This is a genomic window from Acinetobacter sp. CAU_H_S139_7, from assembly GCF_058599305.1.
Map to the genome: position 1 here is coordinate 185,051 of NZ_CM178651.1, position 17,728 is coordinate 202,778.

General features: G+C 39.6%; 13 protein-coding genes and 1 pseudogene. 8 read left to right on the forward strand and 6 right to left on the reverse strand.

All coding sequences use genetic code 11. The annotated features are described in order from the left end of the window. The first annotated feature begins 241 nt into the window (after positions 1 to 241). The 3 genes from AC4MC0_RS00845 (at position 242) to AC4MC0_RS00855 (ending at position 3,964) form a co-directional block, all read left to right on the forward strand. Entirely contained in the window at positions 242 to 1,204 is a 963-nt protein-coding gene (locus AC4MC0_RS00845) for an IS30 family transposase (protein ID WP_005401265.1), read from the forward strand. Positions 1,205 to 1,687: 483 nt separating this feature from the next. After that, entirely contained in the window at positions 1,688 to 3,433 is a 1,746-nt protein-coding gene (locus AC4MC0_RS00850) for a GGDEF domain-containing protein (protein ID WP_094148464.1), read from the forward strand. A gap of 63 nt (positions 3,434 to 3,496) precedes the next feature. Continuing rightward, a complete protein-coding gene (locus AC4MC0_RS00855; protein ID WP_094148463.1) occupies positions 3,497 to 3,964 on the forward strand; it encodes an HIT family protein in 468 nt (155 codons plus the stop codon). A gap of 211 nt (positions 3,965 to 4,175) precedes the next feature. On the opposite strand, the gene AC4MC0_RS00860 is transcribed toward AC4MC0_RS00855, so the two are convergent. From AC4MC0_RS00860 to tenA, 4 genes are all read right to left on the reverse strand, one after another. After that, on the reverse strand, positions 4,176 to 4,685 hold the full coding sequence (locus AC4MC0_RS00860) for a hypothetical protein (protein WP_491887217.1): 510 nt from the start codon (positions 4,683 to 4,685) through the stop codon (positions 4,176 to 4,178). Positions 4,686 to 4,784: 99 nt separating this feature from the next. Continuing rightward, positions 4,785 to 7,616 carry an excinuclease ABC subunit UvrA gene (uvrA, locus tag AC4MC0_RS00865; protein WP_094148462.1) on the reverse strand — a complete coding sequence of 944 codons (2,832 nt, stop codon included), beginning with the start codon at positions 7,614 to 7,616 and terminating at the stop codon, positions 4,785 to 4,787. 320 nt (positions 7,617 to 7,936) lie between these two features. Continuing rightward, the gene (locus AC4MC0_RS00870; protein ID WP_094148461.1) at positions 7,937 to 8,281 is read right to left on the reverse strand and encodes a hypothetical protein; all 345 of its coding nucleotides are present in this window, start codon (positions 8,279 to 8,281) and stop codon (positions 7,937 to 7,939) included. Between the two features lie 193 nt (positions 8,282 to 8,474). Beyond that, positions 8,475 to 9,149, reverse strand: coding sequence for a thiaminase II (tenA, locus tag AC4MC0_RS00875; protein ID WP_004691671.1), 675 nt, complete (start codon positions 9,147 to 9,149; stop codon positions 8,475 to 8,477). 211 nt (positions 9,150 to 9,360) lie between these two features. Here tenA and AC4MC0_RS00880 point away from each other — a divergent pair, with 211 nt between their 5' ends. From AC4MC0_RS00880 to ssb (AC4MC0_RS00895), 4 genes are all read left to right on the forward strand, one after another. Further along, positions 9,361 to 10,440 carry a DUF475 domain-containing protein gene (locus AC4MC0_RS00880; protein WP_058870674.1) on the forward strand — a complete coding sequence of 360 codons (1,080 nt, stop codon included), beginning with the start codon at positions 9,361 to 9,363 and terminating at the stop codon, positions 10,438 to 10,440. A 159-nt stretch (positions 10,441 to 10,599) separates the two neighbouring features. Next, complete coding sequence (locus tag AC4MC0_RS00885) at positions 10,600 to 11,964, forward strand: MFS transporter (RefSeq protein WP_094148460.1); 1,365 nt, start codon at positions 10,600 to 10,602, stop codon at positions 11,962 to 11,964. Positions 11,965 to 12,015: 51 nt separating this feature from the next. Then, complete coding sequence (gene ssb, locus AC4MC0_RS00890; RefSeq protein WP_004691666.1) at positions 12,016 to 12,600, forward strand: single-stranded DNA-binding protein; 585 nt, start codon at positions 12,016 to 12,018, stop codon at positions 12,598 to 12,600. 363 nt (positions 12,601 to 12,963) lie between these two features. Further along, positions 12,964 to 13,578, forward strand: a complete 615-nt coding sequence (gene ssb, locus AC4MC0_RS00895; RefSeq protein ID WP_491887218.1) for a single-stranded DNA-binding protein — start codon at positions 12,964 to 12,966, stop codon at positions 13,576 to 13,578. A gap of 193 nt (positions 13,579 to 13,771) precedes the next feature. Here ssb (AC4MC0_RS00895) and AC4MC0_RS00900 read toward each other — a convergent pair whose 3' ends face one another. Continuing rightward, the gene (locus tag AC4MC0_RS00900; protein WP_234304369.1) at positions 13,772 to 15,190 is read right to left on the reverse strand and encodes an aspartate ammonia-lyase; all 1,419 of its coding nucleotides are present in this window, start codon (positions 15,188 to 15,190) and stop codon (positions 13,772 to 13,774) included. Positions 15,191 to 15,324: 134 nt separating this feature from the next. On the opposite strand from AC4MC0_RS00900, the gene AC4MC0_RS00905 reads away from it, so the two are divergent. Beyond that, positions 15,325 to 16,215, forward strand: coding sequence for a LysR substrate-binding domain-containing protein (locus AC4MC0_RS00905; protein ID WP_491887219.1), 891 nt, complete (start codon positions 15,325 to 15,327; stop codon positions 16,213 to 16,215). Between the two features lie 135 nt (positions 16,216 to 16,350). Here the strand turns inward: AC4MC0_RS00905 and AC4MC0_RS00910 are convergent. Further along, positions 16,351 to 17,648: pseudogene (locus tag AC4MC0_RS00910) on the reverse strand (dicarboxylate/amino acid:cation symporter). Positions 17,649 to 17,728 lie beyond the last annotated feature (80 nt).

Below are 17,728 nucleotides of genomic sequence, written 5' to 3' on the forward strand. Positions count from 1 at the left end.
TGAACGGATTTATTTCATAATGATTTTAGCGAATCATTTAACAATATTGTTGTTTTCTGAGAAGCTAATTCTCCTCAAACAGTTTTTGTTTATCTGCCCAACTTTCCCCAAGGTTGGGCTTTTTTTTTATTTAAATTCGCAGATTCAAATCCCAAGTGCGACACATTTGTAGTTAGTTGAAAAAGTTAGGTGTATTCGTAGAATCATTGGACTTTTTCAACTCGCAATTGGAAAGCACACAATGAAGAAATACACCCAACTTTCTCAAGATGAAAGATACGAAATTTATGCTACTTTGAAAAGTAAAAGTTCAATCGCTACCCTTGCTCGGGAGTTAGGGCGTTCACGATCAACCATCTACCGTGAATTAAAAAGAAATACTGGACAACGTGGATATAGAGCTCAACAGGCAGCTAAATTTGCAAGTCAAAGACGGTACCGTCCTTCATCACCCATGACAGCGTTTGCCTTCGCTTATATTGATTATTTGATTGGCTTGGACTGGTCACCAGAACAAATTTCAGGTGCTTTAACACAACGCTGTTGGCTGGATGTACCTTCACATGAGTGGATTTACCAGTACATTTATCAAGATAAATCAAAAGGCGGTAAACTCCATCTACACTTAAGGCATCAGAAGAAATATCGAAAACGAGGTTACAAAAACACGGATCGTAGGGGTCAAATCATTGATAAAACAAGTATTCATTGCCGAGACCAGGTCATTGATCAACGACAACGTTTAGGAGATTTCGAAGGTGACACGGTGATTGGTAAACATCATAAAGGTGCTTTATTAACTCTCGTTGATCGAAAGAGCCTGTACGTACATATTGTTCATTTAGGGTCAACGAGAGCATCCTCTCAAACGATTACTTGTGCATTAGATCGTTTACAGATGAGCCATGCTTATAGTGTGACATTTGATAATGGCAAGGAATTTTCCGAACACAAAAGAATTACTGATGCTGGCATAGATACGTATTTTGCTGATCCTTACAAGTCTATTCAGCGAGCTAGAAATGAAAATACGAATGGTTTAATCCGGCAATATCTGCCAAAATCGTCATCGTTTGATGACGTGTCAAACGAACAAATAGAGCAGATAGAATTTGCACTCAACCATCGTCCTAGAAAAACACTAGGTTGGCATACACCGAGTGAAGTTATGGCTGGTTTTTATACTGTTGCACTTGCCGCTTGAATCCGCCATTTTCGAGATCTTATTTTTTTCTGAATAAAAATATATTGCAATTTAATGCACAATAATGAATCTGTATTTTTCATTAAAAACTTTTATTTGAGCAAAAAAAAACCAACCTCTAAAAGAGGTTGGTTTTTTCAGCCAAAACTTGTGGGAAAATTAGAATATCTGCTGAGGATATACTCTAATTCGCCCCAATACTGTGCATTATGCACTTAAATGTTGCATGTGTAAATATAGGCACTTTAAAAAATGGGAATTAAAAATATTGAATGAAATTCACACTAAACATGAATATTATTAAGGATGGATTGACTCAGCTTTCATAGGTGCGTGAAAGTTTAGCCATGATTATTTGGGGATGATGAAATCTTAAAACGATGTAAAACAAAGAATTAATCACTTAAATACACGATATACTGTTCGTATAATAAACAGTTAATTTAGTTTTCTTTTATTTAGGAATGGGGGCGTGGTTGAAGTATGCGAGAAATACGCTCTGAGTATTTGAGTCAAAAGCTGTATATTGCAATGAGCATTATTATTTTGTCATTGTGCAGCTTATCCATTCCGTTGATAGTTAAAAGTTATCGTGATTACAACAAAACCAACCAAGCTTTAACTGAAATACAAGCCTTACAGGCTGTTGCAGACTTGGCCAATAAGATTTCACGAGAGCGTGCGCCCGCCAATAAACTCATGTCGAGTAATCAACAAGATTTTGCCAAACACGTGCTTGAGTTAAAACTATATCGGCTCACGGTGGATGAGCAGATGAAAAAGACTTTAGAAGTTTTAAAGCACTCGAACCTCCCAAATTTAGATTTAAGTTTAGTTGACCGTTTAGATGAAGCTTTAACACAAGGCAGACAACAGGTAGATGCTTATGCAGCTCTACCACGTGAGCAACGTAATGCCGAGACCATGGATCAAGCCATCCTAAAAATGTTCAATGCTTGGGATCGTAGTCATGATGTTTTAAAAGACGTAATCGCTGTATCTGAAGGCAAAGACACCGCGATTTCAAACTTTTATACCCAAATTTTATTATTAGCGGACTTACGTGATCAGGCAGGTCGTGCTGCATCCAACGTGATGGCGCATGTGACCTTCGAGCAACCGATTCCTGAAACCAATTTAGCGCGTTCTTTACAGACTCGGAAGCAAGTGATGTATTTGTGGGAACTCATTGATACCTTACAGCCCGAGCGTGATAAAACCGAAGAATTTAAAGTGCTGCATCAAGCGGTTTATAACGAGTTTTTAGCCAAAGGGCTATTGATTGTTGAACGCTTAATGAATGAAAGTATTTACCATCGACCGTACTATTTAACGGGGACGCAGTTAACCGAAGCAATCGTTGATAAGTTTTCAACCGTGGTAGAATTACAAAAGTATTTACTCAAATATAGCGTTGAAAAAGCCATCATCGAAAAGCATAAAGCACAAAATATTTTGCTCACAACTGTGGGTATTTCACTGATTTCAATTTTTGCGGCACTGTTTACCATGATCTATGCGCGTAAGAGAGTGTTTAGTCCACTCATTCAAGCGCGTGAAATTCTGTTTGATTTATCCCATTCAAGTATTCGCCCCAACCCGATGGATACCAAAGATCAACCTGCCAATATGTATTCTTTATTTACAGCAATTCAGCAATTAAAACAGACGCTTCAGCAGCGAGATGCGTTGGAGTTTCGACTCAAGAATATTGCGCATTTGGATTCATTAACCGGGGTTGCAAACCGTTATGCGTTGAATGAATACATTAAACTTTTGGAAAATCAGCCGACTCAGTTTTCGGAGACTTGTTTAATGGTGATCGACATCGATCACTTTAAACAGGTCAACGATGTATATGGACATCTGATGGGGGATCAGGTGATTCAGTTTGTGGCCGAAAAATTAAAAGAAAATATTCGGACATCTGACTTGTTGGTACGTTATGGCGGTGACGAATTTATCGTACTGATTGAAAATGTTGGAATGGAGCGCGCTTTAAAAATTGCGGAAAAGATTCGTTCTGAGATTTATGAAGCGAAGTCAGTTGATAATGTACGCTGCCCTGATTTGAAAGTTAGTATTAGTATTGGGGTGGCAATTGGCGCGACCAGTTGGATGGCACTGTTAGAAAAAGCCGATCGTGCTTTGTTTCAAGCCAAAGAGCAGGGGAAAAATAAGGTTGTGGCTTATTCAGTCGATGAAGTCAATGAGTCATATTATATTTAAAAGAACTAGATCAAAATAAATAAGTAAATTAAATAACAGTACAAAAGAATAAATGAGGGGAAAATGGGAACAGGCTGTATTTTTTGTCAGATGACACGAAATGAAATATCTTGCCATATTATTGATAGTAATGATGAATTTATGGCATTTCTCACGATATTCCCCAATACTTTGGGTGCAGCTGTTGTAATGCCCAAAAAACATTACACAAGTTATGCTTTTGATTTGGATGATGATGTTCTCACCGGATTGGTACTTTACACCAAGAAAATTGCGAAAAAGTTAGATGGATTTTTTGAAGACGTTGGGCGTACAGCAATGGTATTTGAAGGTTTTGGTGTGGATCATGTTCACGCTAAGTTATTTCCAATGCATGGTACTAAGCAAGTGCATGAAAACTGGCAAGCTGTGAACTCTAATGTTGATAAGTATTTTGAGCAGTACGAAGGCTATATTTCATCACATGATTTTCAGCGAGCGGATGATGGAGAGTTGGCTTTGCTTGCTGAGCAGATTCGAGCTTTTGAATAATAAGTTGAACGATTGGTATTAATGACTATCGTTTTAGAGCATCTTCCTACTGGATTGCTGGCGTAATTGCTATTGTGTAGCGTTATCTCATTTTTACTGGGTAAAAGTGACAAAACCCATTTGTTTGACTATGCTCAGTCCCTTGAGCATAGTCAAACAGGCGACATTCATGTCGCCTGTCGTGTGATTGGATTTCAGATAAATTCAATCATTAGTGAATAGCTTTGTGTAGGCTTTGATACAAGTTCTTTCTAGCCTCTAGAATTTTAGTTCTATATTCGGCTGTTTTCTGTATATCTACCGAGCCATTTTTAAACAAAGTATAGGAATTGAATTTTCCTAAAAGTTGTCCATAAAATCTTAATTTTTCTTGTTGTTCTGTGTATCCGTGGAGTAATAAAAGACCTTCATTCTTGCTTAAAAGATCGAAGTCATTGAAAAGTGATGTTCTTAAAGGATCAAGTCGTTCTAATATTTTAGTTTGATTTATTGGTGATTTCTTTGCTTCGAACTCAAAGATACTCCATATCTTTAATATTAAATGATTAATTTCTTCAACATCTTTAGAAATATTGGTTAGTAGATTTCGGTTGTATAAAAGATTTTCTTTGGTAACAGAAGCTGAGATGCTCGCTTTTTGATTAAAATACGCTATTACACCTGTGACCAGTGCTCCTAAGCCAATTTTAATGGATGTATCTAATATTTCTAATAAAGTCATAAATGTTAAAATTATGAATAAATCATAGTTTTAGCATAATTATTTTATGAATCAAATTCTTCTTCAACCTCCTTTGAAAAAGGAGGTTGAATTATAAAATCACTTCAACATTGGCTTTAAAAACTTCGCAGTATGTGAAACTTTATTTTTCGCCACTACCTCGGGCGTTCCTTCCGCGATAATCATCCCACCACCTGCACCACCTTCAGGGCCTAAATCAATTACCCAGTCAGCAGTTTTAATCACATCCAAATTATGCTCAATCACCACAATGGTATTGCCCTTATTGCGCAGCTCATGAAGGATATCTAACAGTTTAGCAATGTCATGGAAATGTAGACCAGTAGTTGGTTCATCCAAAATGTACAGTGTTTTGCCTGTATCACGTTTCGCAAGTTCACGTGCCAATTTCACACGTTGCGCTTCACCACCTGACAGTGTCGTTGCAGACTGACCTAAACGAATATAGCCTAAACCCACTTGATTCAGTGTTTCCAAACGACGATGAATCACAGGAATCGCATCAAAGAAATGCATGGCATCTTCAACTGTCATATTGAGAACATCGGAAATATTCTTACCTTTATAACCGACTTCTAAAGTTTCACGGTTATAACGTTCACCATGACAATTATCACAAGGCACATACATATCAGGTAAAAAGTGCATTGCCACTTTGATCATGCCGTCACCTTCACAGGCTTCACAACGACCACCTTTCACGTTAAACGAGAAACGTCCCGCAGCATAACCACGTGCTTTGGCTTCAGGTGTTTGCGCAAACAATTCACGAATCGGAGTAAACAAACCCGTATACGTTGCAGGGTTAGAACGAGGTGTACGACCAATCGGGCTTTGGTCAATATCAACCACTTTATCAAGGAATTGCAGACCATCAATCGAATCAAATTTCTCGGCCGTTAATGTCGTTGCACCATTAAGCTGTGTCGCTGCCAAAGGCAATAAAGTACGGTTAATCAGCGTTGATTTACCTGAACCAGAGACACCTGTGACACAGGTCATCACGCCTAGAGGAATGGTTAAATCCACATTTTGTAGGTTATGACCCGCAGCACCCATCAATTTAATTTGTTCTTCAGGCTTTGGTGGTTCAGTACGTTTTTTCGGTACTTCAATTTTCAGTTTGCCTGATAAATATTGACCCGTGAGAGATTCACTATTCGCAAGGATTTCATCATAAGTCCCTTCAGCAATCACATGACCACCATGAATACCAGCACCAGGACCAATATCGATAATATGATCTGCTGCACGAATCGCATCTTCATCATGCTCAACCACTAATACTGTGTTGCCTAAGTCCCTTAGGCGGACTAAAGTTTCAAGCAAGCGGTCATTATCACGCTGATGCAGACCAATGGATGGTTCATCGAGGACATACATCACGCCCATTAAACCTGCACCAATTTGTGAAGCTAAACGAATACGCTGCGCTTCACCACCGGACAAAGTTTCTGCAGAACGAGAGAGACTTAAATAATTCAAACCCACAGAGACTAGAAAGTGCAGGCGCTCACGAATTTCTTTAAAAATCTTATCGGCAATTTCGCCTTTTGCGCCATCAAGATTTAAATCTTGATAATAACTTTCCGCATCACCAATCGACATTTTAGTAATTTGGGCAATGGTTTTGTCTTTCACTCGAACATGGCGTGAAATTTCATTCAGACGTGATCCGCCGCAGGCATCACATGCCGCATTAGACAGGTACTGTGCTAAATCATCACGAACATAGTTTGACTCTGTTTCACGATAGCGACGTTCTAAATGTGGCAAAATTCCTTCAAAAGGTTGTACACGATTATGTTTGCGACCACGTTCATCGATATAACTTAAATCAACTTTTTCTTTGCCTGTACCGTATAAAAATTTCTTTTTGGTATCCGCATCCAATTCATTCCAAGGTGTATCCAAAGAAAAACCAAAATGCGCTGCCACTTTTTCAATCATGCTGTAATAATACGGACGTTGACGATCCCAACCACGAATAGCACCTTGGCTAATCGACACATCAGGACTTGGAATGAGTTTTTCAGCACTAAAATGGCTACGGGTCCCTAAACCATCACAGGTTGGGCAGGCACCAAAGGGATTGTTGAATGAGAATAGACGAGGTTCTAATTCTGCGACAGCACGGGCACATTCAGGACACGAGTGTTTAGCCGAAAAGACCCGATCTGGGTGTTCACCGTTCATCCAAGACAAAACAGCAATATCACCACCTAAGCGCAGTGCCGTTTCAAAAGATTCTGCAATCCGGTTGCCGAGGTCATCACGAACTTTAAAACGATCCACCACCACTTCAATGGTGTGTTTTTTCTTTTTATCGAGTTCTGGAATTGGGTCGAGATCAACAATTTCACCATCGACGCGCGCTCGGACAAAACCTTGACTTTGTAATTGTTCAAACAAGTTGGAATATTCGCCTTTACGCTCACGCACCACTGGTGCAAGCAGCATCAGTGCTGTTCCTTCATCCAATCCTTTTACGGCATCGACCATTTCCGATACAGTCTGTGCCACCATCGGCAAATCATGCTCTGGGCAAAATGGCGTGCCGACACGTGCGTAGAGCAGACGTAAATAGTCATAAATTTCGGTAATGGTACCTACCGTAGAACGTGGGTTATGGCTGGTTGACTTCTGTTCAATCGCAATGGCAGGGCTTAAACCTTCAATTGAGTCAACTTCAGGTTTTTCCATTTGTGACAAGAACTGGCGCGCATAGGCCGAAAGCGATTCGACATAACGACGCTGGCCTTCGGCGTACAGCGTATCAAATGCAAGCGATGACTTACCTGAACCAGAAAGTCCCGTGATCACCACGAATTTGTCGCGGGGAATATCAAGGTTCACATTTTTTAAGTTATGGGTACGTGCGCCTCGAATACGGATATGACTTTGGCTCATAAAACTATCTCGAAATTGTGCAGATGAAGGAGGTATATGATAACGACTTATGCTTTATTCAAGTGTTAAACATGATTTTATAGCGACAAATCATGTCGGCCAAAAGAAAAGTGATGCTGCTAGACTGTAGCTAGATTTCAGTGTTGAAACAAGTCTCAACGTATCGACATTGGGTGTGACTGAAAACTGAAAGGTATTTATAAGTTGTGTAAAAAAGAGAGGATCACCCATTCGGCGTAGCGCAAAAGTTGAATCATGGCTGTACTATTTTTTGTTTGCCGTACGCCTTCAGGGATAGAGTATTGTCATGGTTGCAGTATTTAGCATGCTAGCGCATAACGACGTTCAAAGATTGAATCGACCGTCTCAAAAGCAAAGGGACGGATAATGTCATGATGGAGACGGGCATAGAAATTGACTTCATGCTCAAGAGTTTGTAAGAAGGCGTCGTAGTCATCTTCAAAGTCTGGTAGGTCGAGTAAGTCTTGTTCTCGACTTAAAACACAATGATATTTCTTAATAAAAGCCAACATCAATTTTTGAATATGTGGATTGGTATAATAAATGAGATAGGTCGCGGCAGAACCGCAGTGTAAACAGCCTTTTTCAAGGTATATTTCTTCGTTATTTAGCCAGCAGCATTGTACGGTAAAAAATGCACGAATGGCTTCAGTACCTAGAGAGTATCAGGAGGCATGAGAACGGCCCTCGAAAGTTAATTGTATAAATGATAATTATTATCATTATTAGAGTTTAGTTTTAAATGTTTAAAATAGCAATCGCGCCTTCTGAAAAAATACGATATTCGGTCAATAAAAAGCCCTGAAGGATTCAGGGCTTTTTGGATCATGTATGCTTTTAAGCGTGATCTAAACCGAGCCACTGTTGCTGTTTATAAGCGCTGTCCCAGAACAACCATTCCAGTTCAGCCCCTTTACGGTAGGCTTTATGCATTTTCTCAATAGTGTCTGCATCGCAGCGTGCAGCCACTTTATCGATGGTTGCAATTACATTACGTACTGCTTGGTTGAATTCTTCACCTGCGTAAGTATCAATCCACGCTTGGTATGGGTTGTTGGCGATAGAGTTACCCACAATGTCTTTACCGACTTCAGCATAAATCCAAAAACAAGGTAAGAGTGCTGCTAACACTACAGGGTAGCTTTCAGACCAAGCGGTTGCCGTTAGAAATGAAGTGTAATGGTGACATGCTAAAGTCAGCGGGGTTTCTTCAAACTGTTGTTTTGAAATATCAAAATTTTTCATAAAGCCATCATGCAAACTGCGTTCTACCACAATCGCTTCTTTAGCCCCTTGGCTAAACTGAATAATGTCGTCAGCCTCATACGCTTTGGCACCACACACCGCTAAAGCACGACCATAAGCCACCAAGTAGTGCGCATCTTGAATCACATAATGACAAAATGCTTCTTTATTAAGTGTGCCAGAGGCCAATTCTTGGTTAAAAGGTAAAGCCAGTGTTTTTTGATATAAGTCGACATTACGTTGCCAAACGTCTTGAGAAAAAGCCATGATTAGATCCTAAGGGAAGCCAAAATATGGGCAAGACTATAACAACAGTTTGCGCGGAACAACAATCCATCTGCGTACATCGGTGAGATAAGTAAAAATTAACGAAGATGTTTTGGTTTCAGGCGCAAAAAGCGTCATAATTGCGACCATAAAACTCAACCTGTTTTTTAAGTTTTCGTTCATCTCCAAATTTTTTATAGGTCGATCTGTCATGATGAAACATTTTGGTTTCTCTATCATTTTTACGATCGTGTGTCTTGCGTTGTCTGCGTACTGGGGTTTTACCCATGGACCAGAAGCGGGCTTAAAGACCATGTTTACTGCTTTGACCATTACTGCAATTTTAGCGGTGATGGAGGTCTCGTTATCTTTTGATAATGCCGTGGTCAATGCATCTGTGTTACGTGGTTGGGATCATTTCTGGAAAACGTTGTTCCTGACTGTGGGTATTTTAGTCGCTGTATTTGGTATGCGTTTAATCTTCCCTGTCGCAATTGTGGCTGTAACTGCAGATATGGGCTTTGTTGAAGTCGTACAATTGGCTTTGAATGATCCAAAAACCTACTCACAACGTCTGATGGATCACCACCCTGAAATTGCTGCGTTTGGTGGAGCATTCTTGTTACTTGTGTTCTTAAACTTCTTCTTAGATGAAGAGAAAGACACGCACTGGTTCCGCTGGTTAGAACGCCGTTTGACCAACTTAGCCAATGTTCCTGCAATGTCGGTCTTTCTTGCACTGATTGCACTTTTGGTGATGGCGGCTAATGTCGATGAAGCTAAACGTCTCGTGGTGACCATGGCGGGAATCTGGGGCATCGTGGTTTACATTGGCGTACAAGTCTTGAGTCATTTGTTGGGTGGTGAACCTGAAGTTGATGAAGACGGCAATGCAGTTACACATGATGCCAATGGCGCAACCACGGGTGTGGTCAAAGCAGGTATTGGTGGTTTCTTATACCTAGAAGTACTTGATGCATCGTTCAGTTTTGATGGCGTAATTGGCGCGTTTGCCATTACTTCCGATGTCGTGATTATTATGTTGGGTCTCGCGATTGGTGCGATTTTCGTGCGTTCGATGACGATTTACTTGGTAGAAAAAGGGACTTTGGATGCCTATGTCTTCCTTGAGCATGGTGCACACTACGCCATTGGTGCTTTAGCATTCATTATGCTGGCAAGTGGTACAGGTCTACATGTACCAGAAGTTGTCACGGGTTTAATTGGTGTGGCCTTTATTGTTTGGGCAGTTATTGCTTCTATTCAATACAAAAAACATCAAGCCGCTTAAAGCAGATTGCTTTAAACCGCAGAAAAGCGCAGCTCAGGCTGCACTTTTTGTTTTTCAGATCAGGAAGGCTTTTATTAAACATAAAATTCATGCCGCTAGTCGGATTGAATAGCCTATAATCTTGATCCAAGATTAATTCAATACAGTCTGTCCTCGTTTATGATGAATGCTTTAGAACGTCGTTCAACTTTTGCCTTAAGCAGTATTTTTGCCTTACGCATGTTGGGTTTGTTCATGATCATCCCTGTATTTTCTGTGGCAGGGCAGACCTATGAATATGCAACGCCTGCGTTGCTCGGTTTGGCTGTGGGGATTTATGGTTTAACACAGGCCATTTTACAGATTCCTTTCAGCTTGATTGCCGACCGTTATAGCCGTAAGCCTTTGGTGGTTTTTGGGCTACTTCTATTTGCTTTAGGTGGTGCAATTGCCGCGATGTCCGACACCATTTATGGGGTGATTATTGGCCGTGCCATTGCAGGTGGGGGGGCAGTGTCTGCAGTGGTGATGGCACTACTGGCGGATGTGACCCGTGAAGAAAATCGTATGAAAGCCATGGCAACCATGGGCATGAGTATCGGAGTTTCTTTTGCTGTGGCTTTTAGTTTGGGGCCGTGGCTTACCGGTTTAGTGGGGATTTCAGGATTATTCTGGGTAACGACTATCATGGGCTTGGCCGCTATTTCGATGTTGTTTTTGGTGCCAAAAGTCACCCGCCATCATCGTAATTATCAACAAGGTTATTTGGCCCAGCTCAAACAAGTCTTAAAAATGGGCGATCTGAACCGTCTGCATGTATCGGTGTTTAGCTTACATTTATTGCTGACGGCAATGTTTATTTATGTCCCATCGCAACTCATCGACTTTGCAAAAATTCCACTAAATTCGCATGGCTGGGTGTATTTGCCGCTGTTGGTTATTAGCCTATTTTTTGCCTTTCCAAGTATTGTGTTGGCTGAAAAATATCGCAAAATGCGAGGCATCTTTTTAACGGCTATTGGCGGCATTATTTTAGGTTTAGGCATCCTAATTTTTGGCTTTGAGTCGAAGTATATTTTGCTCACTGGTTTGGGTTTATTCTTTATTGCTTTTAATGTCATGGAAGCGTTGCTGCCGTCATGGTTATCGAAAGCTGCGCCGATTCAGTCTAAAGCGACTGCGATGGGCCTCAATGCCAGCAGCCAGTTTTTAGGCGCATTCTTTGGTGGTGTCACAGGCGGTCAGTTGCTGCTGTTAAACAATACAGCCTTGGGCTGGAGCATCCTGACTGGACTAGCGATTGTTTGGTTATTGATTAGTTTTGGCTTGGCACAACCACGCTATCTGTCTTCGATGGTGTTGCGTTTACCTGAGCATAAACAAACGGACGAATGGACTTCACAGCTTTTAGCGATTCGTGGTATTGAAGAGGTCGTGGTGATGTCTGATCAGCAAGTAGCGTATGTAAAAGTCGATAAGCAGCAAATAGATGATGCTACACGACAAGATTTAACGCAGTTGTTGGGGAAAGAGGTAGCCATTTAAGCATAACTCTTATAAAGTAAATAATAGAAATAGATAGGAAGTAAACATCAGATGCGCGGTGTAAATAAAGTTATTTTAGTGGGCACATTAGGCCGAGATCCAGAGACGAAAACTTTCCCAAATGGTGGTTCGTTGACCCAGTTTTCAATTGCCACGAGCGATTCTTGGACAGACAAAAGCACAGGTGAGCGTAAAGAGCAAACCGAATGGCACCGTATTGTGTTACACAACCGTCTAGGTGAAATTGCGCAACAATACCTACGTAAAGGTTCGAAAGTTTATATTGAAGGTTCACTGCGTACTCGTCAGTGGACAGATCAAAATGGTCAAGAACGCTACACCACAGAAATTCGTGGTGAGCAAATGCAGATGCTCGACAACAACCGTCAGCAAGGCGAGCAAATGCAAGGCGGAAATGATGGTTATGCACAACCACGTTTCAACAATAACCAAGGTGGTGGTTATAACAATAACAACAACCAAGGCGGTTATGGCGGCAATCCTGCAGCGGGCAATAGCAACAACCAACAAAGTGGTTATGCGAACAATAACCCAAGCGGTTTTGCACCAAAGGCGGCTCCTCAGTCAGCGCCTGCGGCAGCACCAGCAGATATGGATGATGATCTTCCGTTCTGATCATATATAGATATAACTTGTTAAGTTATTTAAGATAATTTTGTTTTAAATTTATTTTAAATTAATTACTTAAACAGAAAAATAGCTTCTTTTATGTTGTAAATAAGGGAGGCTATTTTTTAAACTATAGAAAATAGACCTCTTGCGAAAGTATCGTTTTGCCTAATTTTTGAATTGGCTAAAACCTTATTAAATGTAGCTTTAGGCTGTTTAAATTTTGACTAACGCAATAGGTCTAATGTTAAGTGGCTTTGTTGCACAAAGATTTCATAACTATATGATTTTAAAAGTTTTGATTATTTTTTGATCCAAAATTAAATTTATTTAAATCAGATGCTTACATATTTATGCAACAAAGCCCATATGGATACTGCAACTTATAGTAAAACTAATATGAGCAAAGTCATATTAGTGGGCACATTAGGCCGAGATCCAGAGACGAAAACTTTTCCAAACGGTGGTTCGTTGACCCAGTTTTCAATTGCAACGAGCGACTCTTGGACAGACAAAAGCACAGGTGAGCGTAAAGAGCAAACCGAATGGCACCGTATTGTGTTACACAACCGTCTAGGTGAAATTGCGCAACAATACCTACGTAAAGGTTCGAAAGTTTATATTGAAGGTTCACTGCGTACTCGTCAGTGGACAGATCAAAATGGTCAAGAACGCTACACCACAGAAATTCGTGGTGAGCAAATGCAGATGCTCGACAACAACCGTCAGCAAGGCGAGCAAATGCAAGGCGGAAATGATGGTTATGCACAACCACGTTTCAACAATAACCAAGGTGGTGGTTATAACAATAACAACAACCAAGGCGGTTATGGCGGCAATCCTGCAGCGGGCAATAGCAACAACCAACAAAGTGGTTATGCGAACAATATCCCAAGCGGTTTTGCACCAAAGGCGGCTCCTCAGTCAGCGCCTGCGGCAGCACCAGCAGATATGGATTTCCCTTTTGATTTGTATAATATCTAAATATTGTATGAAGTGAAAAAGAACTTGATTTATATCAAGTTCTTTTTTTATGGCTAGGCAAATTTGGTATTTAAAAAAGAGCTTTATAGAATAAAGATGTTCAGCTAATACGAGTGACATAGCATACTTTTCCTCTCTATAAAAAAGGGACCTCTGATGAGATCCCTTTTTAAAAAGACGAAATGCTAATAAATCATGATAAAGATTGCTGAGGATGAACCATATTTTTGATTGATAGCACATCAGCCAAAAGTTGATCAGACAATAGGTTTTCAGCTTTAATTAAAGCCAATACACTTTGACCAGTTTCATTGGCTTGTTTTGCAATACGAGTCGTTGTTTCATAGCCCAAATATGGGTTGAGTGCAGTAATAATGCCAATTGAATTATCTACATTGGCCTGACAGTGTTCAGCATTGGCACGGATGTTTTCAATACATTTGTATTGGAACATTTGCATAGCTTTACCTAACAAATCGATCGATTCGAACAGTTTAAAAGCAATTAACGGCTCCATCGCATTGAGCTGTAACTGACCTGCTTCGGCCGCCAAAGTAATGGCTAAATCATTGGCAATCACTTGAAAACACACTAAGTTCATGGCTTCTGGGATAACAGGATTCACTTTGCCTGGCATAATTGAACTGCCTGGTTGGCGCGGTTCTAAATGGATTTCATTCAGACCAGTACGAGGGCCACTAGAAAGCAAACGCAGGTCATTGGCAATTTTTGAGAGTTTAGTCGCGGTACGTTTTAAGAAGCTCGATAATAAAACGAAATCGCCCATATCTGAGGTTGCTTCAATTAAATCAGGTGAACTGCTGATCTGCTTTTGGGTAATTTCAGACAATGCTGCGATGGCATATTCACGATACTTAACTTCGGTATTGATCCCTGTTCCAATTGCCGTTCCGCCCAAATTTACAACACTTAAAGCAGACGGCATGATGTCATTGAGCTTGTTTAAATCATTTTGTAAGGTATTTGCAAATGCGCCAAATTCTTGACCCAAGGTCATTGGAACAGCATCTTGCAATTGGGTACGACCCATTTTTAAGATATGCGAAAACTCATCTGATTTGTTCTTAAAACTTTGAATTAAATTTTGGAACGGGCTGTTCAATTGCTCAATTGCAAAAATTAAACCCACTTTAATGGCTGTTGGATAAACATCATTGGTTGACTGAGACATATTAATATCATTATTTGGATGTAAATATTGATATTCGCCTTTTAAATGCTCTAAATGTTCTAATCCAATATTAGCCAGTACTTCATTGATATTCATATTGGTGGATGTTCCCGCACCACCTTGAATCATATCAATTGGAAATTGGTCATGATACTTATAATTAATAACTTGTTCACATGCATACTGAATGGCATTGTATTTATTTTCTTCAAGTTTATTGAGTTTAAAGTTGGCTTCTGCGCATGCAGCTTTAACCATTGCAAGGGCATTAATAAAAACAGGGAATTGATTGAGTTTATTTGGACTTAAATTAAAGTTCTCTAAAGCTCTTAAAGTTTGTACACCATAATAGCAATGAGCAGGAATTTCTTTATGTCCTAATAAATCCTTTTCAACGCGTGTGTTAATCTTAATGTTCATTTAAATAGACTCTAATCTCGAATAAATCGATATTAAAGTGCGTACGGTTTTTTTTCTAATGTAAAAATATATTACTACATGCATTTTTTGCATAATAGATTATAATTGATCAAAGGATGAGTGAAGAATGAGTTATGACTTTAGAAATTCGATGGATTGAAGATTTACTTGCGTTAGAGCAAGAAAAATCGATATCTCAAGCAGCAGCTCTACGACATGTCACGCAGTCTGCCTTTACGCGCAGAATTCAGAATATTGAAAACTCACTTGGTTTCCAGATTTTGAAAAGATATAGTAAAAATATTGATTTCACAGAAGCAGGTCAAGTTTTACTGGCTTCGGCAAAAAACATACAAAATCAACTCACTACAACAATAAAATATTTAGAAAAGAATGTGAAACATGATGAGTTAACCGTCAAGTTTGCAGTGTCACACTCGCTCATTACCCAGTTTTTTCCCCGCTTTATTCATGAATTATCGATGGATATGACGGACTTAAAATTGGAAATTATTGCCTCAAATTTCAAACAGGGGATGCGCTTATTAAAAGATGGCTCGTGTGATTTTTTAATCAGTTATTGCGATAAAAAAACATTAGAACAATTCGATCGTTCTTTGTTCGAATTTCATAAAATTGTTGAAATGGAAATACTCCCGGTGACGGCCTTAGATCATGACGGGACTGCCAAATATTCACTCGATCAGTCATTTCCTTTGTTGTCTTATAGTAAACAAGCATATTTAAGAAACTGTGTGGATGAAGCGATTGAAAATAAGTTGGATTATAGAACTTTATATGAGACGGATAATGCAGGTGATTTAAAAGAGTTGGTGTTGCAAGGTTTAGGTGTGGCATGGCTGCCTAAGTTATTGGTTGAAAGAGAAATCCAAGAAAATAAATTAAAAGTACTGGACGGTAAGCAGTACTATTTATTTCAAGATGTCTATCTGGTTAAACGAGAAATGTCATTTTCAAATAGAATTAATTATATTTGGAATGTTTTAATTCATAAAAATAAATAATTGGATTTTATGGATTATTTTAGTTAATCGTTGTGAAAACTCTTGTTAATAATAAATACGGTGATTTTATGAATAGTAAATAAAGGACTTTACTTACTATTTAAAAATCACCTTTTATTTTCTCTATAAATAATTCTAACTATTATCGGCTAATTGGTTTGCGGGAGGAATGTTGTTCACCATAATACCTTCTTGCTCCGCAAGCTCATCTTTATTGCCCTCAGTACGTGCAATCACGGCAGTTGCAATACTATTTCCAATCACATTGGTTGCCGTACGGCCCATATCTAAAAACTGATCAATCGCTAAAATTAATAGAATACCAGCTTCAGGAAGCTTGAACATAGCCAGAGTGGAGGCAATCACCACTATGGAAGCCCGTGAAACACCTGCAATCCCTTTACTCGTAATCATGAGGGTAAAGAGTATGAGTGCTTGCTGTGAAAAACTTAAATCAATGTTATAGGCTTGTGCAATAAATAACACGGCAAATGCCATATACATCATCGAGCCGTCGAGGTTGAAAGAATAACCTAAAGGGAGAACGAAACTGGTAATACGTTTAGGCACACCGAATTTATCCAAAGCTTCCATGGTCTTTGGATAAGCCGATTCACTACTTGCGGTCGCAAAGGCCAACATGGTGGGTTCACGCACGATTCGCATCAATCTAAAAATATCTTTTTTCAAGAAGATATAGCCGAAAGCAATCAGGAGAGTCCAAAGCACCAGTAATCCCACATAGAACTGTCCAATGAAAATACTATAATCGATAATCAGTTTAGGGCCTTGGATGGTAATCGCGGAAGCAATGGCTGCAAAAACGGCGATAGGTGCAAATGCCATGACATAATCTGTAATTCGGAACATGACCTTACAGAGTTCATCAATTATTTACCAATGACGGTCGCTTCACTATGATGTTGAACATAGGCAAGTGCGGAACCAAAGAAAATTGAGAAAACCAAAATCTGTAATATCTCATTATTGGCCATGGCTTCAGCAAAACTACGCGGGAAAATATGCGTAATGAAGCTTTCTAAGCTCAGACTTGTCGCACTGACACCGATATCAACCGCTGTTTGAGGAACGGTGAGATTCATTCCAGCGCCAGGTTGGAATAAATTGGCTAAGCCCATACCCAGTAAAAGTGAAATAAATGATGCACCAATGAACCAACTCATGGCCTTTAAGGTAATTGATCCCAGAGAAGAGGATTTTCCCATTGAGACAAGACCAGAAACGATTGTTGCAAAAACTAAGGGTGCAATAATCATTTTAATTAATCTTAAGAATACATCGGTCACTATTTTAAAATAGGCGGCAAGTTCTGTGGTTTGTGCAGTCGTTAAAGTGCTATGAAAAGCCCATCCAATCAGTATTCCTGAGATCATGGCAATCAGAATATATTTCAGTAGTTTCTTCTGCTTCATACTTATCGTTCCTTCTTTTAATCTTCTTTTCATCAACTTTTGGCCTTATGTAGCAAGGCATTGATGACATTCCATGTTGA